The sequence below is a fragment of the Pseudomonas sp. COW5 genome (assembly GCF_026240005.1).
In the GTDB taxonomy this organism is placed as follows: domain Bacteria; phylum Pseudomonadota; class Gammaproteobacteria; order Pseudomonadales; family Pseudomonadaceae; genus Aquipseudomonas; species Aquipseudomonas kribbensis.
In genome coordinates, this window is the sequence record NZ_JAPHVP010000001.1 from 3,939,228 (window position 1) to 3,964,817 (window position 25,590).

Consider the following 25,590-nt stretch of genomic DNA (forward strand, 5'->3'; position numbering starts at 1 on the left):
CATACGTCATGGCGCTGTTGTTTCAGACACTTTTCAATTCTCCATCTCGACACTGGGACGACTGCGCACCGGCGGATGCTCGAGCACGCCGTCAACATTCAGCGTTATGCCCGTTTCCTGGTAATAAGCCCGGATTTGCTGCATGGCCTGAGCGGAGAAAGGATTGCCGCGCAGGTCGTAGCGGTCACCGACATACGCCGGCACCTCCATCAGTTCGTCCGGCATTTCGCTGATTTCATTGCCCGACAGATCCACTTCCATCCAGTTGAAATTATCGAGCACCCCCTTCGGGATTTCGCGAATGCCGGTGGTGCTCAGGTCCAGATCGGTAAGTCCCTGCAAATTGCTGAGGTCGGGTGTCAGCCCGAGCGGGTTGTCATGCAGATGCAGCAGATCAAGGTTGTCCAGTGTGGCCAGTCCTGCCACATCGCGCGGCGACAGCGTGAGATCGCACGCCGGCAGGCTCAGCGTGTTGAGCCGTCTCATCTGGAAGATGGCCTCAGGGATATGGTTCAGTTCATAGCCTTGTATATCGACGCTTTCAAGATTGCGAAACGCCTCAAGGAATCGGCCGATCCTTGGCGAGTAGTCACTGGTGCTGACCAGATGCAGATCCGAAACGTGGCCGAGGTCGGCGCTCAGCGTCGGCAATTCACCACGGATCGGTAGCCTGAAAACGAAGTGGTATTCACGGGCGTCCGCACCTTCCACCGGTGTTTTGCGCCAGCAAGTCAACAAGGCCTCTCTGAACGCCGTCCTGTGTTGTTCCTCCAACAGACGATCCTCTGGTGAGAGGGGGAGGCCGGTCAGGTGGTGGTCGGGTATGGCGGTCTCCCAGGCCGCCAGCTCTCCCAGCAGTCCGACGAATTCGGCTTCCCGGCGGGCCAGTTCGATCCGGCCATCGGCGAGCGTGCCTTCGAGCCGATAGATGAAGACGCTTGCCTGCTCATCGTTCAGCGCAGGATAAAGTGTCCGGACGCGTGCGATGTCGGCAGGCTCGGCCAATACGCCAAGGTCTTCTCCGGTTCTGCGGTAGTAGGCCTTTATCTGCTCACGCGTGGCGACACCCAATGGATTGTTGCCGAAGTCAAAGCCTTTGCTGGCAGCGGCGGGCAGATCGAAGATTTCCGTGGGCAATTCGGTCAGGCGATTGCCGCTGAGAATGGCTGTTTCCAACCAGGGCGGATCCAGCAAGCCCGGGGGTAATGCGGATATCCCGGTGTTCGCAAGGTCGAGAAACTCCAGATTCGGCAACGTGCGCAGATCGAATAACCGGCCCAACGGGTTGTTGTAAAGATCGAGCCTCACCAAATGAGTCAATGACGATAGCGTTGCAATCCCGTCGTCATCCAGCACGACTCCGCAGTTGCTCAGAACCAGTTGCTGGAGATCCGTCATCCCGGTCAGTGCTTGCGGAATTTCTGCCAACGCCAGGTCCCGTAATTCGAGGGAGTCGAGCCCGGTAAATCCGCGCAGAAAACCGGAGCCGGCTCTTAGCTGGGGGTTGCCGGTGATCGATAGCGTCGTGACATACGCAAAGTCTGCATGCAAGGCCGGGAGGTCACCGATGAAAGCCGGGTTCAGATTGAGGGCGGGGGTTCTCGATTCAGGGGTTTGTAGAGACCTTTCACGCCAGAACGATTCGATCTCCAGTCGGAACATGATGCGATTGGCACGCTCGGCGGAGCGGTCACTCTCGGTCAGAAGAATGTCACTGACCGGGTAGCGTTCGGGGATATCGGTTACCCATTGTTCAAGGTCACCTTCAAGCTGTCGCAGCTCGGTTTCCCAGCGCTGGATCTGTAGCCGACCGTCCTCAAGGGTTCCCGGGAGCAGGTACAGCACTCGATTGGCGTCATCATTGTCCAGGGACGGGAACAGCTCACGGATACGATCGACGTCTTCCGGTGGCATTGATACGCCAAAGTTCTGCCTGAACTGCCGGTAACACAACTTGATGCGTTCGCGTGTGGCGACTGACAGTGGATTGTCGGCAAAGCTGAACTGCCTCGGCGTACGGGCAGGGATATCGAAGAGGATTTCGGGCAATTCGCGGAACTGGTTACGCTCGAAATTGGCGACAACGAGGCGGGGATGATCGAACAGACCGTCGGGCAAGTTCGAAATCCCGCTGTTGATCAGGCGCAGTTGCGTCAGGGCGGGCAGCGTTTCCAGATCGGGTGATGTCCCCAACGGGTTTCTGCTCAGGTTCAGGTATTGCAGGTTGCTCAGGGAAGACAGGGTGGTCCGGCTTTGTGGTGTCAGTGTCAATCGGCAGTTTTCCAGCACCAGTCGTTCAAGCGTGGATATACGCAATGAGGTCAGCGGGTTCTGTCCAAGATCGAAATCGTGCAGTTCCAGGTGGCGCAAGGCTGAGAAGGGTTGCAGGAACGCATTGATGTCGCCCAGTGCTGCGTTGCCTGTCAGTGATACCTCGCGGATGTGGCTGAAGTCTGCGGTCAGAGTCGGTAACTCCCCGATGAATGTCAGGCTGGCAATCAACGAGTCACCACGCTGCCTGGGGCTTTCTGGCAGTCGTGCTCGCCACAGTTCCTGCAACAGATCGGCAAAGGCTGTCCTGGCCGAATGTTCCGCGAACAATTGTGGAGGGGCCAGTGGCTGAGCGCTGAAAGGGTGGGTCCGGGGAACGGCCGTTTTCCATTGCGTCAGATCCGTTGTGAGTTGTTCGATCTCCGCTTTCCAGTGCCTGAGCTGGCCACGGCCATGCTCCAGGTCGCCCGGCAAACCATAGAAGACGTCACTGGCCTCCTCGTTATCCAGGGCGGGAAACAGCGCCTGGGTGGCGGCGATGTCGGATTGTTCGGCAAGTATTCCGAAATCCACACCGGTTTCACGGCTGTAGCGTTTGATCCTTTCCAGCGTGTCGAGGCTGAGTGGATTACCGGAAAAGTCGAATCCTTCGCTGGCTGAGGCGGGCATTTCAAACAAGGCATCGGGCAGTTCGCTGATTTGATTGTCGCTGACAATGGCTGTTCGCAACGTCGGATGTCCGTGCAGCCCCGTGGGTACATCGCTGATCCCGGTATGGGAAAGATCCAGGTAAAGAAGTTCGGGCAGGCTGCCGGCGTCGGGTGCTCGGCCCAGCGGGTTGTTGGGCAGCTCGAGGGATTCGAGTTCACGCATTGCCGCCAGCGCGGCCTGTAGTTCTCCGGTGAGTTCAACGCCACAGTTATTGAGCAGCAAAGTATCCAGAGCAGGCAGGCTTGCTAGTGTTTCCGGCAACTGATCCAGCGCAAAGTCGTGGAGGATCAGGCGCTTCAGCCGGGGAAAGCTTTTGAGGAATGGAGCGGTGGCCTGTATTTGCTTGTTGCCATTCAGGGACAGTGCCGTGATATGACTGAAATCGGCCGTCAGAGCGGGCATATCGCCCATGAACGAGGCTTGCGCCGAAAACACGTCTGCCCTCGTCAGTGGATGTGCGGTCGAACGATGGCGCCAGAGTCGCTCAATCCTTCCGGCAAATATCTCTCGCTCGTAAAACTGGTTGAAGTGTTCGTTGGGCGTCAGTAGCTCGCCCGTGGACGGATTGCGGTTCGGCGTATCTCGCGCCCAGGCAGCCAGGTCGGTGGTCATGCGGGTCAGTTCGTTTTCCCAGCGATCCAGCTGAAGGCGGCCCTGTGCCAGGGAGCCGGGCAACTCGTAGATCAGTTCGCTGGATTGACGATCGTTCAGGTCGGTGAACAGTGCCTTGATCCGGTTTATATCCGCCTGATCGGGGCGCACGCCCAGATCGCTGCCGGTCCGGTTGAAATAGATCTTCACCTTTTCGCGAGTCGCAACGGACAGCGGGTTGCCGAAAAAGTCGTACCCGGCGGTGGCGGACGCGCCTCGTTCGAACAATGAATCAGGCAATGCGGTGATCCGGTTGTCGGTGAGCCAGACACTGATAAGTCGGGGATGACCCAGCAGACCGGGCGGGATATCGGAGATCCCTGTGCTGGACAGATTCAGATGCGACAGATCAGGCATGAAGTTGACATCGAAGGTTGCTCCCAGCGGATTGCCTTCCAGATCCAGCGCGGTCAACCCGTTGAGGGAGGACAGCAGTGACTGGTTTTCCGGGGTAAGGACGATGCTGCAACTTTGCAACGTCAGTTGTTTCAGCTCGGGGAGGGTCATCAGGCGCGACGGAAGCCTGTGCAGGTCGAAATCACGCAGATCCATGCGGACCAGGCCCGGAAAGCTTTCGAGAAAGGCGTTCACGGCGCCGGGGTGGCTACTGCCGATCAATTCCAGATCGCTGACGTGGCTGAAGTCGGCCGTCAGAGCGGGCAGGTCGCCCACCACTGGCTGCGAAAAGCGCAACTGGTAGCCGTGAGGTCCTTGTGTCTCCCTGCGCCAGCAACTGCGCAGGGTGTGGGCGAGCGTCTGGCGATCGCGCAGGGCGGCCATTCGTTGTTCGTCTGACAGCCGGGTGTTGTCTGTCGGGCTGGTTTCCGGGAGATCGAACATCCACTGATTGAGGTCGCTATCGAGTTGAGCGTATTCAAGCTGAAGACGCGACAGCTCGGCGATCGCCCCGATCGGGTGGCGTTCAAGTCGCCGGGCCATGGCGATCTGTTCTGCTTCGGATATTCTCGGGTAGATCTGCCTGATCCGGTTCTCCAGCGTATGGGGTGTTCGTCGGGACTGTGGCGGATTGCGTGAGTAACCATCGGTGCCCAGCAAGCGCAAGGTATCCATGACGGGAGGCGGCACAGGGTCAGGCAACATTGCCAGCCTGAGTTCGGTGCGGGGCAGCGGATTTTCACAGATGGCTCGCCTGAGTTTTTTTCCCTCGCCGATCTGCAGGTTCAATGCCTGGCGTTGTGCGTCCGGCAGGGCTTGCAGGACGGCAGTGTAGAAATCGGTCGGACCGAAAAGATCCAGCCCCTGTTCGTCCTGTGGTTGCCAGAAGTCATCGGAGGTGCGGATCAGTACTTTTTGAATCACAGCCTCGGCCGGCCCGGTGCTGTCGAGTAACCGTCCGTTCCGGGACTGAGCGCGAACTTCAAAGCGAACCTCCCCGGACCAGCCCGGCAACTGTTGAAGGCTGTGCAAGGCCAGGGTGTCGGTGTCGGGATTGTGTACCGAGTCCAGTTCCAGTCCTTCATAGGCGCGGCTGATGCTCAGTTCCTGCCAGGCGTGTTCTGCCAAAATCTGTTGCCGTTCAGGCCAGTGTCCTCGGCTGATTTCCACCAGCTCCGCACCCGTAGCCGTGTTCAGTAATTCTTCGGTGATCCTGGCGGGCAACTGTGGTTCGTGCCGGGCCACATGCCTGACGAGGGGGGCGTCGCGATGCTGGAGTGCCTGATAACGTGCCTCGAAAAGTGAAGTGCGATGCTGTCGGGCGATCTGTGCGAGTCTGGCTCTCAGCTTGCGGCTGCGTGCCTCGAGGGCGAGCATCTCGCCGAACGCCTCTTCCAGCAGCGTGTTGATTTCCGGCTCGCTGAGGGTGTGAAGCAGAGTCTTGAGCAAGTCACCCCCTTCAAGTCTGTCCTGTCGTAACTCTGTCAGTGGAAGCTGGTCATTGGTCGTGGATTGCCATGCGATTTCACCCCGCTCGTCGATAAAACACAGCCTTTTGCTGTCTGGCCACAGACTCTGTTGCTTGAGTAGCTGGAGCTGGATCAGCGGATCGGCATTCAGATACTCCTCGGGGTTGTCGCTGGCGATTCGGTCAATGAAGACTTGCAGTTCCTGATCGATCCTGAAGCGCTGGATGCTGTCAGCCAGCAGTGGTGGCACACGCTCCTGGTCGACGTGCATTTTGCGCAGCGCATCTTCCGAGTAGCCGCTGACCTTGAGGATGCGCTCGCGTCGGGCGGGGGAGAAGGTTTCGACGCTATGACCGATGCGTTGCAATGCGGTCGCGCTGTCCCACTCGAGCGGTCGTTCAAGCTCGGTGTGGAAGGCGCCCTCGCCGTTGTGGCGCACGATGGGGCGGTAGGCGTCCGCGCGGGTCGGATGCTCGATGTACAGTTTGCCTGGATGCTCGTGATCGCTGACTTCGTAATGGGTCCGGTCGACGGGGAGCAGCCTTTTCCCTTGGTGCCGGTGCAGCCCCTGTGGGTCGGGCCCGGACCCTTTGGGTGGCTGGATCTGGCGCGCGTACGGCTGCAGGTCCGGTTTCCAGTACAGCGTCTTGCCGTTGCGTAGTTTCACGGGCTGGAAACGGTCGATCAGTGCAATGAGCTCGGCCGGCAATACCTTTGGCAGCTCCTGGACGGCGATGACGCCGCCGATGCCGAAGGCGCCGAGCTGGATCAGCGAATCCAGCGCGCCGAACATGTGTTCGGCGACTTCTGTGCTGAGCCCTTCGGCCCAGTCGACGACGCCTTCGAATACTTCGTCGAGAAACTGATAGGCCATGTACGCCATCATCATTTCGCCCAGAAAGGGTACGAAGGGCATCAGCACGAACGAAGCCATTTCAAGAATCGAAGAGGCAACCCGGGTGAAGGCGTCCCAAATCGCCCAGCGGGCGTTGCGATCGACCGTGGCGGTGGGGACTGCGATCGTTGCCGCGTCATTGAAAATCTTGTTCAGCTTTCGTTGATAAAGCTGATCCAGCAGTCGGCCCTCGATGGGCGTGACGGCAAATTGCAGATCGGGCTTGTCGACGGGCGTATCCCGCCAGGCGGGCAATAAGCTGCCGGGTTCCGTAGGGTGCCATTTCACCCGGCTCAGGCGCTGTCCGAGGTCGGCGAAAAAATACCCGCGCTGGTCGTGGGCAACGAAGCGGCTGAAGAACTTCTGATAGTCCGGGCTACGAAGTTGACGCGTCAGCTCGCGCATCATCTCTGCGGTCGAAGCGTACTCCTTGACCGGATGTTCGGGGTCGTCCGGCACATAGGCCACCACTCTGACCGGGTTGCGTGCCTGCTGCAGATCCGGCGCGAAGAGAACGATGCCGGTCAGCTTCGACGACATCATGCTCAGGTCATGGCAAAGCAGTGCCTGTCCATTGACTCGCATGCCTTGCAAATCGTCGAGCAAACTGCCAATCAGGCGTGCGTACAACTCGCTGACATCGCCATTCATTTTTGCCATGTGCAGGGCGGCCTGGAGGGAGGCCTTTTCGCTGACGTTGATGCGCTGACGCAGCACTGCGCCGGCAACGGGGTCGTTGATAGCCAGGTTTTCTTCAAGATACGACTTGTAGCGGGCGCCGATGTCCAGTTCCCGGCACAGGCGGGTGAACGCCGCGATGCTCAGGCGTGCCTTTATCTGCGGCAGGGTTTCGAACTGACCTGACGGTGATGGCCTGGTAGTGAAGGTCGACTCGCTGGAGTAAGCGTCAGCTTCGGTTTCGTCTTCTTCGAAGTTGTGCAGCGCTGCATCGAGCAGTGACACCGTCCAGGTCCGGCTGCCGGTGGTGATCGGGAATCCGGGCGTTGTCACCGGGATGTAGAGGTGCAGGAATGTGTTCCTGACATCCACGTCCAGACTGAATCTGCTCTTCAGCGCCTGGGTCAGGATCGGCTCGGCGTAAGCGCTGACGTCCTGCAGATGCTCAAGTGTCCGGTCGATGGTGTTTTGCACGCTCATGCGCTGGGCGATGAGCGCTCTCAATTCATCGTGTTGCGCCTTCGGCGCTTTTTTCAGTGTGTCGGTGAGCGTGTGGCGATTGTGTTTCAGGGCCTGGCGGCGTACGGCCGAGGCTTTGCCGAGCCATTCCGGGAAAGCGTTTCTGAGAGGTTCGTAGTGCTCGGGGGGATTGAGCGCTGTGTGGGCTGCAATCTGTCCGGTGGATGCCTGCATCGGGTCTGTCCATGTACGTCGGGAAACTGTCAGCAAACCAGAGATCTCGGCAGTGGATGCGGTACATATGTATGACAGGCCGGTACATGCCAATTGATATGCTCTTGGAGCTGCTGCAATTGTCGGCGACGGTTTAAACTGCGCCTTTGCGACGCTATATGTCGCATTGCCGTAAACCCGGGAAAAACCGGGGTTTGCGCTATAAGAAGTTGTCGCTTGGCGACAAGGCCGGGCTGAAAACTGTCCTTACAATCCCCCCATCGCTCGCCAGTTTCAGGCGGGTGGCCCTCATCAGGAGACTCCGATGTCCGTTGAGCACGCTGCGGTAGAACGCGCCGATTTCGACCAGGTAATGGTTCCCAACTACGCGCCTGCCGCTTTCATTCCGGTGCGTGGCGCCGGTTCCCGCGTCTGGGACCAGGCCGGCCGCGAGCTGATCGACTTTGCCGGCGGCATCGCCGTCAACGTATTGGGCCACGCGCATCCGGCGCTGGTCGGTGCCTTGACCGAGCAGGCGAACAAGCTGTGGCACGTGTCCAACGTGTTCACCAACGAACCGGCCCTGCGTCTGGCGCACAAGCTGATCGACGCCACCTTTGCCGAGCGCGTGTTCTTCTGCAACTCCGGCGCCGAAGCCAACGAGGCCGCCTTCAAGCTGGCCCGTCGCGTCGCATTCGACCGTTTCGGCACCGAGAAGTACGAAATCATCGCTGCGCTCAACAGCTTCCACGGCCGCACCCTGTTCACCGTGAACGTCGGTGGCCAGTCGAAGTACTCCGACGGTTTCGGCCCGAAAATCACCGGCATCACCCACGTGCCGTACAACGATCTGGCGGCACTGAAAGCCGCTGTTTCGGACAAGACCTGCGCGGTCGTTCTGGAGCCGATCCAGGGCGAGGGCGGTGTGCTGCCGGCCGAGCTGGCGTACCTGCAAGGCGCCCGTGAACTGTGCGACGCGAACAACGCGCTGCTGGTGTTCGACGAAGTGCAGACCGGCATGGGCCGTACCGGCAACCTGTTCGCCTACCAGCATTTCGGTGTGGTTCCGGACATCCTGACCAGCGCCAAGAGCCTGGGCGGTGGTTTCCCGATCGCCGCAATGTTGACCACCGAAGCGCTGGCCAAGCACCTGGTCGTCGGCACGCACGGCACCACTTACGGCGGCAACCCGCTGGCGTGCGCTGTGGCCGAAGCGGTGATCGACGTGATCAACACCCCTGAGGTACTGAACGGCGTCAACGCCAAGCACGACAAGTTCAAGACCCGCCTGCAACAGATCGGCGAGAAGTACGGCCTGTTCACCCAGGTGCGTGGTCTCGGTCTGCTGATCGGTTGCGTGCTGAGCGATGCCTGGAAAGGCAAGGCCAAGGACATCTTCAACGCCGCTGAAAAAGAAGGCCTGATGATTCTGCAGGCCGGCCCGGACGTGATCCGCTTCGCCCCGAGCCTGGTGGTTGAAGACGCGGATATCGACGCCGGTCTGGATCGCTTCGAACGTGCTGCAGCGAAACTGACCCAAGCCTGATTCATGCAAGACCACCCGGCGCCTGTCTTCATCGGCAGGCGCCGGGACAAATTTCCTGTGCCGGGCCTGCCCGGCATTTTTTTCCCGAGTCGGCGCTTTCGCCGACCTGAAGTAGAGAAAGGAGTGACACCATGCTGGTGATGCGCCCTGCGCAAATGGCTGATCTGGGCGAGGTACAGCGTCTGGCTGCGGACAGCCCGATTGGTGTCACTTCCTTGCCGGATGACGTTGAACGCCTGAGCGACAAGATCGCCGCGAGCGAAGCCTCGTTTGCCGCCGAAGTGAGCTTCAACGGTGAAGAGAGCTACTTCTTCGTCCTTGAAGACACCGCCACCGGCAAACTGGTGGGCTGCTCGGCGATCGTTGCGTCGGCCGGTTATTCCGAGCCGTTCTACAGCTTTCGCAACGAGACCTTCGTGCACGCTTCCCGCGAGCTGAAGATCCACAACAAGATCCACGTGCTCTCGCAATGCCACGACCTGACCGGCAATAGCTTGCTGACCAGTTTCTACGTGCAGCGCGAGCTGGTGGGTTCGCCCTGGGCCGAACTCAACTCCCGTGGCCGTCTGCTGTTCGTGGCCAGCCATCCGGAGCGTTTCGCCGATTCGGTGGTGACCGAGATCGTCGGTTACAGCGACGAGAACGGCGACTCGCCGTTCTGGGACGCCATCGGTCGCAACTTCTTCGACCTGAACTACGCCGAGGCCGAGCGTCTGTGTGGCCTGAAAAGCCGCACGTTCCTCGCCGAACTGATGCCGCATTACCCGATCTACGTGCCGCTGCTGCCGGACTCCGCTCAGGAAGCGATGGGCCAGGTGCACCCGCGTGCGCAGATCACCTTCGACATCCTGATGCGCGAAGGCTTCGAGACCGATCACTACATCGACATTTTTGACGGCGGCCCGACCCTGCATGCGCGTGTCTCGGGGATCCGTTCGATCGCCCAGAGCCGTGTGGTGCCGGTGAAGATCGGCGAGCCGGTCAAAGGTGCCGGGCGCCAGTATCTGGTGGCCAATGCCCAGTTGCAGGACTACCGCGCGGTATTGCTGGAACTGGATTACGCACCGGGCAAACCGGTGACCCTGGATCTGGAAGCGGCCGAAGCCCTGGGCGTCGGTGAAGGTGCCAGCGTGCGCCTGGTGGCGGTTTAACGCCTTAGCGAGTTTCACGGGTGGCCACGGCGGCCCGTTTGAGGAGATAGCATGATTGTTCGTCCCGTACGCAGCAGCGATTTGTCCGCTCTGATCGACCTGGCCCGCAGCACCGGCACCGGCCTGACCACCTTGCCGGCCAACGAAGAGCGCCTGACCCACCGGGTCGGCTGGGCCGAGAAGACCTTTCGCGGTGAAGCCGGCCGTGGCGACGCGGACTACCTGTTCGTGCTCGAAGACGACAACGGGCGCGTGGTGGGGATTTCCGCCATTGCCGGCGCCGTCGGCTTGCGTGAGCCGTGGTACAACTTCCGCGTCGGCCTGACCGTCAGCGCCTCGCAGGAGTTGAACATCTATCGCGAGATCCCGACGCTGTTCCTGGCCAACGACCTGACCGGCAACTCCGAGCTGTGCTCGCTGTTCCTGCACGCCGATTATCGCACCGGCCTCAACGGTCGCATGCTGTCCAAGGCGCGGATGCTGTTCATCGCCGAATTCCCTGAGTTGTTCGGCAACAAGATCATTGCCGAGATGCGCGGCGTATCCGATGAAGCCGGCCGTTCGCCGTTCTGGGAAAGCCTGGGCCGTCATTTCTTCAAGATGGAATTCAGCCAGGCCGATTACCTGACCGGCGTCGGCAACAAGGCGTTCATCGCTGAACTGATGCCGAAATTCCCGCTGTACACCTGCTTCCTGTCGCCGGACGCGCGCAATGTCATAGGCCAGGTGCACCCGGACACCGAGCCGGCACTGGCGATGCTCAAGAGCGAAGGCTTCAGCTATCAGGGTTACGTCGACATCTTCGACGCCGGCCCAGCCATCGAGTGCGAGACCAGCAAGATCCGCGCGGTGCGTGACAGCGAGGCGCTGGTGCTGGCCATCGGCACGCCGGGCGACGACGCCACGCCGTTCATCATCCATAACCGCAAACGCGAAGACTGCCGCATCACGGCTGCGCCGGCCCGTCTGGCCGCCGGTACGCTGGTGGTCGATCCGCTGACCGCCAAACGTCTTCAACTCAACGCTGGCGATCAGGTTCGCGCCGTGGCGTTGTCCGCTGCCCGGGAGTCGAAATAATGAATTCGCTATACATCGCAGGTGAGTGGCTGGCCGGTCAGGGCGAGGCCTTTCAATCGCTGAACCCGGTGACCCAGCAAGTGCTGTGGTCAGGGGAGGGCGCCACCGCCGCTCAGGTCGAGTCGGCCGTGCAGGCTGCGCGTCAGGCGTTCCCGGGCTGGGCCCGTCGCACGCTCGAAGACCGCATCAGCGTGCTCGAAGCGTTCGCCGCCGCGCTGAAAAACCACGCCGACGAACTGGCCCGCACCATCGGTGAGGAAACCGGCAAGCCACTGTGGGAAGCCGCGACCGAAGTCACCAGCATGGTCAACAAGATCGCGATCTCGGTGCAGAGCTACCGCGAACGTACCGGCGAGAAGAGCGGCCCGCTGGGCGACGCCACCGCCGTGTTGCGCCACAAGCCCCACGGCGTGGTCGCGGTGTTCGGTCCTTACAACTTCCCCGGCCATTTGCCGAACGGCCACATCGTGCCGGCGCTGCTGGCCGGTAACAGCGTGCTGTTCAAACCGAGCGAGCTGACCCCGAAAGTCGCCGAGCTGACGGTCAAGTGCTGGATCGAAGCCGGTCTGCCGGCCGGCGTGCTGAACCTGCTGCAAGGCGCTCGCGAAACCGGTATCGCCCTGGCGGCGAATCCGGGCATCGACGGTCTGTTCTTCACCGGTTCCAGCCGTACCGGCAATCACCTGCACCAGCAGTTCGCCGGGCGTCCGGACAAGATCCTCGCGCTGGAAATGGGCGGCAACAACCCGCTGGTGGTTGATCAGGTCGCCGATCTCGACGCAGCGGTGTACACGATCATTCAGTCAGCGTTCATTTCTGCCGGTCAGCGTTGCACCTGCGCCCGTCGTCTGCTGGTGCCGCAAGGCGCGTGGGGCGACAGCCTGCTCAAGCGTCTGGTGGAGGTCAGTTCGACCATCGAGGTCGGCGCGTTCGATCAGCAGCCGGCGCCATTCATGGGCTCGGTGGTTTCCCTCGGCGCGGCGAAAGCGTTGATGGATGCCCAGGCGCATCTGTTGGCCAACGGCGCTGTGTCGCTGCTGGCAATGACTCAACCACAGGCTCAGTCGGCGCTGCTGACCCCGGGCATCGTTGATGTGACGGCGGTTGCCGATCGCTCCGACGAAGAACTGTTCGGCCCGTTGCTGCAAGTGATCCGCTACGCCGATTTTGCGGCGGCGATTGCTGAAGCCAACGACACTGCATTTGGTCTGGCCGCTGGCCTGCTGTCGGATTCCGAAGAGCGCTACCAGCAGTTCTGGCTGGAAAGCCGTGCCGGTATCGTCAACTGGAACAAGCAACTGACCGGTGCGGCGAGCAGCGCGCCGTTTGGCGGTGTCGGCGCTTCGGGCAACCACCGCGCCAGCGCCTACTACGCGGCGGATTACTGCGCGTACCCGGTGGCCTCGCTGGAAACTCCAAGCCTGGTGTTGCCGGCGGCACTGACGCCTGGCGTGAAGATGGCGTGATGCCCATCGCTGGCAAGCCGGCTCCCACAAGGACGATGAGTTCCCTGTGGGAGCTGGCTTGCCAGCGATGGCCGCGCCGCGGTCTTACTGAATAGTTACTGAAGCCTATAACAACAGATTCTCGTGGAGCCTCGCTGATGAAATCCTTTGAAGTCAATTTTGACGGTCTAGTGGGGCCGACCCATAACTACGGTGGTCTGTCCTACGGCAACGTTGCGTCCCAGAGCAACAGCCAGCAATCCTCGAACCCGAAGGAAGCGGCGCTGCAAGGCCTGGCGAAAATGAAAGCGCTGATGGAAATGGGCTTTCAGCAGGGCGTTCTCGCCCCCCAGGAGCGTCCGGACGTGGCCGCTCTGCGCCGTCTGGGCTTCAGTGGCACCGACGCCCAGGTGATCGAGCGCGCCGCGAAAGAAGCGATGCCGCTGCTGGTCGCCAGTTGCTCGGCGTCGAGCATGTGGGTGGCTAACGCCGCCACGGTCAGCCCGAGTGCCGATACCGCTGACGGTCGCGTGCACTTCACCGCCGCCAACCTGAACTGCAAATACCACCGCAGCATCGAGCACCCGACCACCAGTCGCGTACTTGGTGCGATGTTCGCCGACCAGCAGCACTTCGCTCACCACGCCGCATTGCCGGCGGTAGCGCAGTTCGGCGACGAAGGCGCAGCCAACCACACACGTTTCTGCCGTGAGTACGGCGATGCCGGTGTCGAGTTCTTCGTGTTCGGTCGCAGTGCGTTCGACACCCGTTACCCGGCACCGCAGAAATACCCGGCGCGCCAGACCCTCGAAGCGTCGCAAGCTGTCGCCCGTCTGCACGGCCTGCGTGACGACGGCGTGGTCTACGCGCAGCAGAACCCGGCGGTGATCGATCAGGGCGTGTTCCATAACGACGTGATCGCGGTGGGCAACGGCGAGGTGCTGTTCTATCACGAGGACGCGTTCCTCGACACCGAGAACATGCTGGCCGAACTGCAAGCCAAACTGGCCAAGGTCGGCGGCACGTTTCAGTCGGTCTGCGTGCCGCGTTCGGCGGTTACCGTGGACGACGCGGTGCGTTCCTATCTGTTCAACAGCCAGTTACTGTCGCGTCCTGACGGTTCGATGCTGCTGATCGTGCCGGAAGAGTGCCGTGGCAACGAGCGCGTGTGGAATTACCTGCAAGGTCTGACCAGCTCCGGCGGGCTGATTCGCGAAGTGAAGGTCTTCGACCTCAAGCAAAGCATGCAGAACGGCGGTGGCCCGGCGTGCTTGCGACTGCGCGTCGCGCTCAACGAAACCGAGCTGGCGGCCGTCAACCCAGGGGTTATCATGACCGCCCCGTTGTACGGTTCGTTGACCGCATGGGTTGAAAAGCACTACCGCGACCGCCTGAGCGAAAGCGATCTGGCGGACCCGCAATTGCTGCTTGAATGCCGGACGGCACTGGATGAACTGACGCAAATCCTTAAACTGGGCGCGGTTTATCCATTCCAGATCAATTGATGACCGGTGCGCCGTTTCGTCGCGGCGCACGGTTCCATCTCCCCAAGAGAGCGTAAAACATGAGCGATTCCCTGCAGCTGATCCTTGAAGACACCGACGGCACGCAACTGCAAACGTCCTGCACCCGCGTCGCGGTCATGTGGCAAGGCAAAGAGCTGTGGATCCAGCAAGACGGCCGCGGCCAGCTGCTGATCGGCGTGGACGTCGAAGAAGGCGACGAAGAGTACGCCAACCTGCTGCTGCGCCCATTGGCGACTAATCTGGTAAGTCTGCAACTGGAGATGGAACCGGCTGACCTCGGCGACGATGACGGTCACGTGCACGGCCCGGATTGCAACCACGACCACTAAGGAAACCGCTCTATGCTCGCCCTCGGCAAACTGCTTGAACTGACCCTCGCCGGCCGCGAACCGGCGGAGAAGACTCAACTGACTGTCGAAGGCGTGCGCATGCGCTGGCTGAGCGAGGGTGCGCTGGAAGTCCGGCCACCCGAAGCGCGCGACAATGGCCTGGACCTGCTGCTGTCGGCAGGCATCCATGGCAACGAAACGGCACCGATCGAATTGCTCGACCGGCTGCTGCATGACATCGCTCGCGGCGACCTGAAGCCGCGCGCACGCATTCTGTTCCTGTTCGGCAATCCGGAAGCGATTCGCAAGGGCGAGCGTTTCATCGAACAAGACGTCAATCGGCTGTTCAACGGCCGTCACGAACAAAGCAGCGGTTCCGAAGCCCTGCGCGCCTGTGAGCTGGAACGACTGGCCGCGAGTTTTTTCAGCGTGCCGGATCGGCAGCGTCTGCACTACGACCTGCACACGGCGATTCGCGGTTCGAAGATCGAACAGTTCGCGTTGTATCCGTGGAAGGAAGGTCGTCAGCATTCCCGTCTGGAGCTGGCCCGCCTGCGCGCCGCCGGGATGGAAGCGGTGCTGTTGCAGAACAAACCGTCGATCGTCTTCAGTTCCTATACCTACGACAAGCTCGGTGCCGAGTCCTTCACGCTGGAACTGGGCAAGGCGCGGCCGTTCGGGCAGAACGCCGGGGTTAATGTGTCGCTGCTGGAAACCCGTCTGAAGCAGATCATCGAAGGCGCCGAGCCGGAGATGGCCGAGCAGGGCCTGGACGGTCTGCAACTGTTCAGCGTGGCCCGGGAAATCATCAAGCACAGCGATTCGTTCCGCCTGAACCTGCCGGCGGACATCGAAAACTTTTCGGAACTGGATGTGGGGTATGTGCTGGCCGAAGACCTGGCCAATACCCGCTGGATCATCGAAGAGCAGGGCGCGCGGATCATCTTCCCCAATCCCAAGGTCAAGAACGGCCTGCGGGCGGGCATTCTGATCGTGCCGACCACTGACGAACATCTCGCCTGACCCGATTTTCGGTTCGACATAAACCACTGTGGGAGCGGGCTTGCTCCCACATTTGGATTTGAGCGAGGCTGAGACCTCACTCAGTTCCGGATCGGTTTACACCGCTACAGCACGCGGCTCGGTGCGGCGCAACGCACGCACTTTCTGCAGCGTATCCGCGCAAGTCTTCGCCGCTTCCTGACCCTTGTGCACGAAATGCTCGAAGAAGAACTTGTAGTGTTCTTCGCCGGCATGGAAGTGGTGCGGGGTCAGGGATACCGAGAACACCGGCACTTCGGTTTCCAGCTGAACCTGCATCAGGCCGCTGACCACCGACTGGGCAACGAACTCGTGACGGTAGATCCCGCCGTCCACCACCAGGGCGGCGGCAACGATACCGGCATAACGGCCGGTCTTGGCCAGCAGCTTGGCGTGCAGGGGCATTTCAAAGGCGCCGCCGACTTCGAAGAAATCGATGTCCGACTCCTGATAGCCCTGGGCGATCATTTCGGCGAGGAAACCTTTACGGCTCTGATCGACGATTTCCTTGTGCCAGCAGGCCTGGATGAACGCGACGCGCTCGCCGTGAGGGTGTTTGCTTTTGCTGTCGATAGCGGTGGGTTGCATGTTCTGACTCCTGTTTGTGTGAAAAACAGGGCGTTATGAATCGAAAGGGATTCAAGGGTACGCACGCTCGCGCAAACACGGCGGACGGCCCTTTGGCGTCAATCCCGTTCTCTCTTCATCCGGACTGTGACCGTCGGCCCCGGAATCACACCGGGTCTGCTGACCTTGCCGCCGTTCACGGTTTTCTGCCGTGTCCGTCACCAAGCGCTCGCGGGCTATGCGCATTGCGCGCAATTACCGCCGGTGGGGAATTGCACCCCGCCCTGAGAACGTTTCGCCCCCCTTTATCGGGCGGCGCAGCGTTTTTAACACAGATCGGCGGGCTGTGCATTGCGCCTTTGTGATGATTGCCATCGGATTTTTCGAAGCGTGGAAACGACTTTTCCTTGCGCAAGGGTTGATTAATCCGCGCCATGCCCGCAGTAATTCCTCTACGAAAAGGGATTTCCCCTGCTGACCAGAGGCCAGGTTCATGAGCGTTATCGATCTTCGCAGCGACACCGTCACCCAACCGACTCCCGCCATGCTCGACGCGATGACCGCGGCGGCCACCGGGGATGATGTGTATGGCGAAGATCCGACGGTCAATCGTCTGGAAACCGAACTGGCAAAACGGCTGGGTTTTGCCGCCGCGCTGTTCGTCCCGACCGGCACCATGAGCAATCTGCTGGGTTTGATGGCGCACTGCGAGCGCGGTGACGAGTACATCGTCGGCCAGCAGGCGCACACCTATAAGTACGAGGGCGGCGGTGCGGCGGTGCTAGGTTCGATCCAGCCGCAGCCGCTGGAAGTGCAGGTCGATGGCTCGCTGGACCTGGATCAGGTGGCAGCGGCGATCAAGCCTGACGACTTCCACTTCGCCCGCACCCGCCTGCTGGCACTGGAAAACACCATGCAGGGCAAGGTGTTGCCGATGGAGTATCTGGCCCGGGCACGCAAATTCACTCTGGACAATGGCCTCCAGCTGCATCTGGACGGTGCACGGCTATACAACGCGGCGGTCAAGCTCGGCGTTGATGCCCGTGAGATCACGCAACATTTCGATTCGGTATCGGTGTGCCTGTCCAAAGGCCTCGGCGCGCCGGTCGGTTCGGTGCTCTGCGGTTCGGCCGGGTTGATCGGCAAGGCGCGGCGCTTGCGCAAGATGGTCGGTGGCGGCATGCGTCAGGCCGGTTTGCTGGCGGCTGCGGGGTTGTATGCACTGGATCACCATGTCGAGCGTCTGGCGGAGGACCACGCCAACGCGCAATTTCTGGCCGAAGGCCTGCGCGAGGCCGGTTTCACCGTCGAGCCGGTGCAGACCAACATGGTTTACGTGCAGATGGGCGACCGCGCGGAAGCGATCAAGGCGTTTGCCGCCGAGCGCGGGATCAAACTGAGCGCTGCCGCCCGTCTGCGGATGGTCACGCACATGGACGTCAATCGCTCGCAAATCGAGCAAGTGATCGCGACATTCGTCGAGTTTTCGCGCAAGTGACAGCGTTAGCCCCTCAATTGACCGTTTCTATCGTATAAACACGCTGTACCCCGCGCGCAGGGCCGATATAATGCGGCCCTTTGCCGTCGTTTCGTCTGTTGACGTTTCGTACAGGCCTTTGGCCGCAGCCTCCGTGGAAGAACCTAATGAAAAGCGCAGAAATCCGTGAAGCCTTCCTTCGCTTCTTCGAAGAGCAAGGCCACACCCGTGTAGCCTCCAGCTCTTTGATTCCGGGCAACGACCCAACCCTGCTGTTCACCAACGCGGGGATGAACCAGTTCAAGGACTGCTTCCTGGGCCAGGAAAAGCGCGCGTACACCCGCGCCGTCTCCAGCCAGAAATGCGTGCGCGCCGGCGGCAAGCACAACGACCTGGAAAACGTCGGTTACACCGCCCGTCACCACACCTTCTTCGAAATGCTGGGTAACTTCAGCTTCGGCGATTACTTCAAGCGTGATGCCATCACCTACGCCTGGAACTTCCTGACCTCCGAGAAGTGGTTGAACCTGCCGAAGGAAAAGCTGTGGGTCACCGTCTACGCCAGCGATGACGAGGCCTACGATATCTGGACCAAGGAAGTCGGTGTGCCGGCCGAGCGCATGGTGCGCATCGGCGACAACAAGGGCGCGCCTTACGCCTCCGACAACTTCTGGACCATGGGCGATACCGGCCCGTGCGGTCCTTGCACCGAGATTTTCTACGATCACGGCGCCGACATCTGGGGTGGCCCACCGGGCTCGCCGGAAGAAGACGGCGACCGTTACATCGAAATCTGGAACAACGTGTTCATGCAGTTCAACCGCACCGCCGATGGCGTGTTGCACCCGCTGCCAGCGCCGTCGGTGGACACCGGCATGGGCCTGGAGCGGATCAGTGCCGTGCTGCAGCACGTTCACTCGAACTATGAAATCGACCTGTTCCAGAGCCTGCTGGCCGCTTCGGCCAAGGCCATCGGTTGCAGCAACGATAACCAGGCGTCCCTGAAAGTCGTGGCTGACCACATCCGTTCCTGCGGCTTCCTGATTGCCGACGGCGTGCTGCCTTCCAACGAAGGCCGTGGCTACGTGCTGCGCCGGATCATTCGTCGCGCCTGCCGTCACGGCAACAAGCTGGGTGCGAAGGGCAGCTTCTTCTACCAGATCGTTGCCGCTCTCGTGGCCGAGATGGGTGAAGCCTTCCCAGAGCTGAAATCCCAGCAGGCGCACATCGAACGCGTACTGAAAGCCGAAGAAGAGCAATTCGCCAAGACCCTGGAGCAGGGCCTGAAGATCCTCGAGCAGGATCTGGCCGAGCTCAAAGGCGACGTGGTTCCGGGCGATGTAGTGTTCAAGCTCTACGACACCTACGGTTTCCCGATGGACCTGACCGCGGACATCGCCCGCGAGCGCAGCCTGACCATCGACGAAGCCGGTTTCGAGCGTGAAATGGAAGCCCAGCGCGTCCGTGCACGTTCCGCCAGCTCCTTCGGCCTGGACTACAACAGCCTGGTCAAGGTTGACGTCGATACCGAATTCACCGGTTACCACGCCACCAGCGGTTCGGCGAAAGTCGTTGCTCTCTATAAAGATGGCCAGTCCGTGGACGTCTTGAGTGAAGGGCAGGAAGGCGTTGTTGTTTTGAACAAGACGCCGTTCTACGCAGAATCCGGCGGCCAGGTTGGCGATTGCGGTTATCTGCAGGCCGGCAACAGCCGTTTCGACGTGCGCGACACCACCAAGACCGGAGGCGCATTCCTGCACCACGGTGTACTGGCGTCGGGCAGCCTGATCGTTGGCGCGCCGGTGGAAACCCACGTCGAAGCCGACGTGCGTCACGCCACTTCGCTGAACCACTCGGCCACTCACTTGCTGCACGCTGCGTTGCGCAAAGTGCTGGGCGATCACGTTCAACAGAAAGGCTCGCTGGTCGACAGTCAGCGCCTGCGCTTCGACTTCAGCCACTTTGAAGCGATCAAGCCGGAGCAAATCAAGGCTCTGGAAGACATCGTCAACGCCGAGATCCGTAAGAACTCTGCCGTTGAAACCGAAGAAACCGACATCGAAACCGCCAAGCAGAAAGGCGCGATGGCGCTGTTCGGCGAGAAGTACGGCGACAACGTGCGCGTGCTGAGCATGGGCGGCGATTTCTCCGTCGAGCTGTGTGGCGGTATCCACGCCAACCGTACCGGCGACATCGGCCTGCTGAAAATCATCAGCGAAGGCGGTGTGGCATCGGGTGTGCGTCGTATCGAAGCGGTCACCGGCGCTGCGGCGCTGGCTTACTTGAACGCTGCTGAAGAACAACTCAAGGAAGCGGCCAGCCTGGTCAAGGGCAGCCGCGAAAACCTGATCGACAAGCTGTCGGCTGTACTGGAGCGCAACCGCGCGCTGGAGAAGCAGCTCGAGCAGTTGCAGGCCAAGGCCGCCGCTGCTGCCGGCGACGATCTGTCGGCTTCGGCTGTGGACGTCAAGGGCGTGAAGGTGCTGGCCGTGCGTCTGGATGGTCAGGACGGCAAGGCGCTGCTGGCGCTGGTCGATCAGTTGAAAAACAAACTCGGCCGCGCAGTGATCCTGCTCGGCAGTGTCCATGAGGAAAAGGTCGTACTGGTTGCAGGCGTGACCAAGGACCTGACTGGCCAACTCAAAGCCGGTGATTTGATGAAACAGGCTGCTGCGGCAGTGGGCGGGAAGGGCGGTGGTCGTCCGGACATGGCGCAGGGCGGCGGTGTCGACGCCGGCGCACTGGATAGCGCACTGGCGCTGACCGTTCCATTCGTCGAGCAGGGTTTATAAGACGGTCTGTCGGGCCCGCAGTCTAGTGGCGGGCCCGGCGGCTGTTCGAGTGATTATTGGGCGCCCTTCATGGGCAGAGGCGGCTTTGAAATGGCTTTGATCGTACAGAAATTTGGAGGCACCTCGGTCGGCACTGTCGAGAGAATCGAGCAGGTCGCCGACAAGGTTAAGAAATTCCGCGATGCCGGCGATGACCTGGTGGTTGTGCTGTCTGCAATGAGCGGCGAGACCAACCGTCTGATCGATCTGGCCAAGCAAATCAGTGGCGAAGATCAGCCGGTTCCGCGGGAGCTGGACGTGATCGTGTCCACCGGTGAGCAGGTGACGATCGCCCTGTTGGCCATGGCGCTGATCAAGCGCGGTGTGCCGGCGGTGTCGTACACCGGCAACCAGGTACGGATCCTGACGGACAGTGCGCACAATAAAGCGCGTATCTTGCAGATTGATGACCAGAAGATTCGCGGTGATCTGAAAGCAGGTCGCGTGGTTGTGGTCGCCGGTTTCCAGGGTGTCGATGAGCACGGCAACATCACGACCCTGGGTCGTGGCGGTTCCGACACTACCGGCGTGGCGCTGGCCGCTGCGTTGAAGGCTGACGAGTGCCAGATCTACACGGATGTCGACGGTGTCTACACCACTGACCCGCGTGTGGTATCGGTCGCTCAGCGTCTGGACAAGATCACCTTCGAAGAGATGCTGGAAATGGCCAGCCTCGGTTCCAAGGTGCTGCAGATCCGCGCGGTGGAGTTCGCCGGCAAGTACAACGTTCCGCTGCGCGTACTGCACAGCTTCAAGGAGGGTCCGGGCACCCTCATTACTATTGATGAAGAGGAAACCATGGAACAGCCGATCATTTCCGGCATCGCTTTCAACCGCGATGAAGCCAAGCTGACCATCCGTGGCGTGCCAGACACCCCGGGCGTGGCGTTCAAGATTCTCGGCCCGATCAGTGCCGCGAACATCGAAGTCGACATGATCGTGCAGAACGTCGCGCACGATAACACCACCGACTTCACCTTCACCGTGCACCGCAACGACTACCAGTCCGCGCAGACCGTGCTGGAAAACACCGCTCGCGAGATCGGTGCCCGTGAAGTCGTCGGCGACACCAAGATCGCCAAGGTCTCGATCGTCGGCGTCGGCATGCGTTCACACGCAGGCGTGGCCAGCCGCATGTTCGAATCCCTGGCGAAGGAAAGCATCAACATCCAGATGATCTCGACTTCGGAAATCAAGGTTTCCGTAGTGATCGAAGAGAAGTACCTGGAGCTGGCTGTGCGCGCCCTGCACACGGCTTTCGAACTGGATGCTCCGGCCCGTCAGGGCGAGTAATCCTGGTCAATGAAGGGCGCGGTCTGACCGCGCCCTTTATTTTTTGAATGGCGCGAGCCCTGAACTGTTCTTTTGCTCGCGCTGGTCAATACTCAGGCATGTAGGGCTACGATCGCTCCGGTTGTAGGTCGGGTGCCTTTTTTTTGCAGACTGTTGTCCCTGAAATGATTCGCGTGAGGAGAAAGGTATGCTGATTCTGACTCGTCGGTGCGCAGAAAGCCTGATTATCGGTGATGGCGAAATCACCGTGACCGTGCTCGGCGTCAAAGGAAATCAAGTGCGTATCGGCGTCAATGCCCCGAAAGAGGTCGCCGTGCACCGTGAGGAAATCTACCTGCGTATAAAGAAAGAGAAGGACGAAGAACCAAGTCATTAATTTTTATTGATTTTTATGTTTGCAAACGGGGAAAAGGTTAGTTAAGATACGCCCCGTGTTGCGGAGAGCTGGCCGAGTGGCCGAAGGCGCTCCCCTGCTAAGGGAGTACACCTCACAAGGGTGTCGGGGGTTCGAATCCCCCGTTCTCCGCCATTATTTGCTTAGTACGTTGTAATCTGGCTTTTTCTGTAAGTTGTTGAAATTAATAGAAAAAGTGGTTGGAATAGAGATTAGACGGGCTATAATGCGGCGCAACAAATGCACTCGTAGCTCAGCTGGATAGAGTACTCGGCTACGAACCGAGCGGTCACAGGTTCGAATCCTGTCGAGTGCACCATATACCAGAAAGCCCGCGTTTAACGCGGGCTTTTTGCTGTCCGGGATTTGAGTTTTCCTGTCACGCATCCTTTCTCATCAAAATCGACCTGAGCACTGCGGCCTCGTTTGAGGTCGTAACGATAAGTCGTTGCCGAATTGCGGATGCTGATCTTGTCAGGCTTGCCCAGGGCGCTTTCAACATCCTGTTGGCTCATGCCGGCGATGATTCGTTGATTGATGATTGCTTCGCGCTTCTGTCGTGCGTCGATCAGATCTCCGCATTTGTCTTGTGTCCGACCTACGACGGCCATTTCTCGCTTTCTGATATTCATGCCGGATATTTCTTCGTGTCGGGCTTCGGGTATCAATGCCACTGTCGAGCCGGGCGAGTAGGGGCGTACCTCTTGAAGTAAAAGGCGCTCATTGTTCGCGCAACTCAGCGTCGTGAATGTGAGGCTGCCGTCAGCAGCTTCGCAGCGGTGAAGTGTCGTTGTGTTCCCTATGGACGGGAGGTAGAGCAGGGCGGTCAGCATGAATCGGGATGTTTTCGATGGCATTCGGCGTCCTCCATGACGATCCCTTTCAAGCGTAGTCGGCAGTTTTTTCACCGCCGGTGTGTTTTCTTTTCAGGATGAGTCGTCCGAGTCTGAAGAGTCAGGACAGTGCTCAGCTTTGTCTCGCAAGCGCTTGTTTCAGCCTAGATTTTTAACGTTTAAAACCGTCAGGCGGTGTATCATTGCGCCCGTCAGCCCCGCCGGGGCTTATGGAAAACCTCCATGGACTTACCCAGTAGTTACTCAGTACCCCGTTTTACCAATCATGAATTGACTGATTGATCCTTCCGGCGTGCCCCGCTGCTGGGAGTGGAGTTCGCCTATGTCCGAAATCGAAGTAAAGAAAACACAGGAAAGCCTGCAGGATCGCCTGGCTCAGGTCGTTGAGCTGCTGCAGCGCCAACGGGTCGTCGAAGACCTGACTCATCGCCAGGAAGGCGCACATCATGACCGGGTCGAGAACCTGGTCCACCGGCAAAATCTCGTCGAGCTGCAACGCAAGCTCGATGATCTGCACTCTGCCGACGTTGCCTACATTCTTGAAGCCCTGCCGCTGGACGATCGTCTGACGCTCTGGCAGTTGGTCAAGGCTGATCGCGACGGCGACATTCTTCTCGAAGTATCCGACTCCGTTCGTGAAACGCTGATCGCCGACATGGACGATCACGAGCTCCTGGCTGCCGCCAAGGACATGGATGCCGACGAACTTGCTGACCTGGCCTCCGAGCTGCCGCGAGACGTCGTCCATGAGCTGATGGAGACTCTGGATCAGCAGCAACGCGAGCGCGTGCGTTCGGCTCTCTCCTACGACGAGGAGCAGGTTGGTGCGCTGATGGACTTCGAGATGGTGACTATTCGCGAGGATGTCAGTCTCGAAGTGGTCCTGCGTTACCTGCGCCGTCTCAAAGAGCTGCCGGGTCATACCGACAAGCTGTTCGTGGTCGATTACGACGGCGTACTCAAGGGTGTGCTGCCGATCAAGCGATTGCTGGTCAATGATCCGGAGAAACAGGTTTCCGAAGTGATGGCCAGTGATCCGGTGAGTTTCCACCCGGACGAAGATGCCTACGACGCCGCACAGGCATTCGAGCGTTACGACTTGATCTCGGCCCCGGTGGTCGACAAGAACGGCAAGCTGATTGGCCGTCTGACCATCGACGAAATGGTCGACCTGATTCGTGAGGAGAGCGAAAGCGAAGTCCTCAACATGGCGGGTCTGCGGGAAGAGGAAGATATTTTCGCTTCCGTCTGGAAATCTCTGCGCAACCGTTGGGCGTGGCTGGCGATCAACCTGATCACCGCGTTCGTCGCGTCGCGGGTGATCGGCCTGTTCGAAGGGTCGATCGAGAAGCTGGTGGCGCTGGCCGCTCTGATGCCGATTGTGGCGGGTATCGGCGGCAACTCCGGCAACCAGACGATCACCATGATCGTTCGCGCCATGGCACTCGATCAGGTCAGCACGGGTAATACTTCGCGTCTGATGCGCAAGGAGCTCGCCGTTGCGTTGATCAACGGTCTGGTCTGGGGTGGAGTGATCGGTGTAGTGGCTTACATGCTCTACGGCAGTTGGTCGCTTGGCGTGGTGATGACGGCAGCGATGACGCTCAACCTGTTGCTGGCGGCGTTGATGGGGGTGTTGATCCCCATGACGCTGGCCAAGATGGGGCGAGACCCGGCAATGGGGGCCAGCGTGATGATTACGGCCATGACCGATAGTGGTGGTTTCTTCATCTTCCTGGGGTTGGCGACAATTTTCCTGCTCTGATCTCCTGTATCGAAACAGCCCGCCGATTGGCGGGCTTTTTTTCGTCCTTGAAATCCCGGATTGCGGGCAAAAAAAAGCCAGCATTCATGCTGGCTTGAGATATTCGATTTGACTCAGGATGCGTCTGCGGCCATTTCGGCGTCGTGGGCGATCAGAGAAACCAGTGCGTTCTGCTGGCGATGGGAGAGTTGACGGAAGCGTTGCAGTAACTCGCGTTCGTGCAGCGAAAGCTCCGGGCTGTCGAGGCGCATGCTCAGCTCTTCGCCCAGTGCGCCTTCCTGAATAAGACTCTGCTCAAGGCGCGCAATGATCTCGGAGTTCATGCTGCGATGATGATTGCGAGCCACCTCGGCAATGCGTTCACGCATTCCGTCTGGCAGGCGTACGACGAACTTGTCAGCCGTACGGCTGGAATAAATTGCCTGTTTCAATGGGCGCATATATTTAACCGGTTAGTTCAGGGGAGCGGTTCTCGGGATTGGCCGCAGGATGAGTCGTAGGACAAGCATCCGCGCCAAATGGTTCAACCTGAATTGTTAAGAGGCTCGCAT

General features: G+C 60.0%; 16 protein-coding genes, 2 tRNA genes and 1 riboswitch. Of the genes, 14 read left to right on the top strand and 4 right to left on the bottom strand.

All coding sequences use genetic code 11. The features are described from left to right. Nucleotides 1-33: 33 nt before the first annotated feature. Nucleotides 34-7,764, bottom strand: coding sequence for a DUF6543 domain-containing protein (locus OQ248_RS17980; RefSeq protein WP_265813495.1), 7,731 nt, complete (start codon nucleotides 7,762-7,764; stop codon nucleotides 34-36). Nucleotides 7,765-8,068: 304 nt separating this feature from the next. Between OQ248_RS17980 and OQ248_RS17985 the strand changes: the two genes are divergently transcribed. The 7 genes from OQ248_RS17985 to astE all read left to right on the top strand — a co-directional run bounded on the left by OQ248_RS17985 (nucleotide 8,069) and on the right by astE (nucleotide 15,840). After that, nucleotides 8,069-9,289: an aspartate aminotransferase family protein gene (locus OQ248_RS17985; RefSeq protein ID WP_248742491.1), complete on the top strand. Its 1,221-nt coding sequence runs from the start codon at nucleotides 8,069-8,071 to the stop codon at nucleotides 9,287-9,289. 131 nt (nucleotides 9,290-9,420) lie between these two features. Then, the gene (gene aruF / locus OQ248_RS17990; RefSeq protein WP_025112905.1) at nucleotides 9,421-10,440 is read left to right on the top strand and encodes an arginine/ornithine succinyltransferase subunit alpha; all 1,020 of its coding nucleotides are present in this window, start codon (nucleotides 9,421-9,423) and stop codon (nucleotides 10,438-10,440) included. Nucleotides 10,441-10,491: 51 nt separating this feature from the next. Then, on the top strand, nucleotides 10,492-11,517 hold the full coding sequence (astA, locus tag OQ248_RS17995) for an arginine N-succinyltransferase (protein WP_027612638.1): 1,026 nt from the start codon (nucleotides 10,492-10,494) through the stop codon (nucleotides 11,515-11,517). After that, nucleotides 11,514-12,983: a succinylglutamate-semialdehyde dehydrogenase gene (astD, locus tag OQ248_RS18000; protein ID WP_265815113.1), complete on the top strand. Its 1,470-nt coding sequence runs from the start codon at nucleotides 11,514-11,516 to the stop codon at nucleotides 12,981-12,983. The genes astA and astD overlap by 4 nt, the downstream gene beginning before the upstream one ends. 137 nt (nucleotides 12,984-13,120) lie before the next feature. After that, nucleotides 13,121-14,467, top strand: a complete 1,347-nt coding sequence (gene astB / locus OQ248_RS18005) for an N-succinylarginine dihydrolase (RefSeq protein WP_265813496.1) — start codon at nucleotides 13,121-13,123, stop codon at nucleotides 14,465-14,467. 59 nt (nucleotides 14,468-14,526) lie between these two features. After that, on the top strand, nucleotides 14,527-14,817 hold the full coding sequence (locus OQ248_RS18010) for a hypothetical protein (protein ID WP_011335531.1): 291 nt from the start codon (nucleotides 14,527-14,529) through the stop codon (nucleotides 14,815-14,817). Between the two features lie 12 nt (nucleotides 14,818-14,829). Further along, nucleotides 14,830-15,840 carry a succinylglutamate desuccinylase gene (astE, locus tag OQ248_RS18015; protein WP_265813497.1) on the top strand — a complete coding sequence of 337 codons (1,011 nt, stop codon included), beginning with the start codon at nucleotides 14,830-14,832 and terminating at the stop codon, nucleotides 15,838-15,840. 96 nt (nucleotides 15,841-15,936) lie between these two features. Here the strand turns inward: astE and OQ248_RS18020 are convergent, their stop codons facing one another. Then, nucleotides 15,937-16,446 (bottom strand): 6,7-dimethyl-8-ribityllumazine synthase, encoded by a 510-nt coding sequence (locus tag OQ248_RS18020; RefSeq protein ID WP_134827824.1) that lies wholly within the window; start codon nucleotides 16,444-16,446, stop codon nucleotides 15,937-15,939. A 102-nt stretch (nucleotides 16,447-16,548) separates the two neighbouring features. Then, nucleotides 16,549-16,721: riboswitch (FMN riboswitch) on the bottom strand. A gap of 197 nt (nucleotides 16,722-16,918) precedes the next feature. On the opposite strand from OQ248_RS18020, the gene ltaE reads away from it, so the two are divergent. From ltaE to OQ248_RS18050, 6 genes are all read left to right on the top strand, one after another. Further along, nucleotides 16,919-17,923 (top strand): low-specificity L-threonine aldolase, encoded by a 1,005-nt coding sequence (gene ltaE, locus OQ248_RS18025; RefSeq protein WP_265813498.1) that lies wholly within the window; start codon nucleotides 16,919-16,921, stop codon nucleotides 17,921-17,923. Between the two features lie 146 nt (nucleotides 17,924-18,069). Next, the gene (alaS, locus tag OQ248_RS18030; protein ID WP_265813499.1) at nucleotides 18,070-20,694 is read left to right on the top strand and encodes an alanine--tRNA ligase; all 2,625 of its coding nucleotides are present in this window, start codon (nucleotides 18,070-18,072) and stop codon (nucleotides 20,692-20,694) included. A 90-nt stretch (nucleotides 20,695-20,784) separates the two neighbouring features. Next, a complete protein-coding gene (locus OQ248_RS18035; protein ID WP_007951048.1) occupies nucleotides 20,785-22,026 on the top strand; it encodes an aspartate kinase in 1,242 nt (413 codons plus the stop codon). A 187-nt stretch (nucleotides 22,027-22,213) separates the two neighbouring features. Beyond that, entirely contained in the window at nucleotides 22,214-22,402 is a 189-nt protein-coding gene (csrA, locus tag OQ248_RS18040; protein WP_002554426.1) for a carbon storage regulator CsrA, read from the top strand. Nucleotides 22,403-22,464: 62 nt separating this feature from the next. Continuing rightward, nucleotides 22,465-22,555, top strand: a tRNA-Ser gene (locus tag OQ248_RS18045). Nucleotides 22,556-22,662: 107 nt separating this feature from the next. Next, nucleotides 22,663-22,739 (top strand) — tRNA-Arg (locus OQ248_RS18050). Between the two features lie 19 nt (nucleotides 22,740-22,758). On the opposite strand, the gene OQ248_RS18055 is transcribed toward OQ248_RS18050, so the two are convergent. Further along, nucleotides 22,759-23,277, bottom strand: a complete 519-nt coding sequence (locus OQ248_RS18055; protein ID WP_265813500.1) for a cell envelope protein SmpA — start codon at nucleotides 23,275-23,277, stop codon at nucleotides 22,759-22,761. A 319-nt stretch (nucleotides 23,278-23,596) separates the two neighbouring features. Here OQ248_RS18055 and mgtE point away from each other — a divergent pair, with 319 nt between their 5' ends. After that, nucleotides 23,597-25,039, top strand: coding sequence for a magnesium transporter (gene mgtE, locus OQ248_RS18060; RefSeq protein ID WP_085709728.1), 1,443 nt, complete (start codon nucleotides 23,597-23,599; stop codon nucleotides 25,037-25,039). A 113-nt stretch (nucleotides 25,040-25,152) separates the two neighbouring features. Here the strand turns inward: mgtE and OQ248_RS18065 are convergent, their stop codons facing one another. Then, nucleotides 25,153-25,479, bottom strand: a complete 327-nt coding sequence (locus tag OQ248_RS18065) for an Arc family DNA-binding protein (protein ID WP_003178899.1) — start codon at nucleotides 25,477-25,479, stop codon at nucleotides 25,153-25,155. Nucleotides 25,480-25,590: the final 111 nt, after the last annotated feature.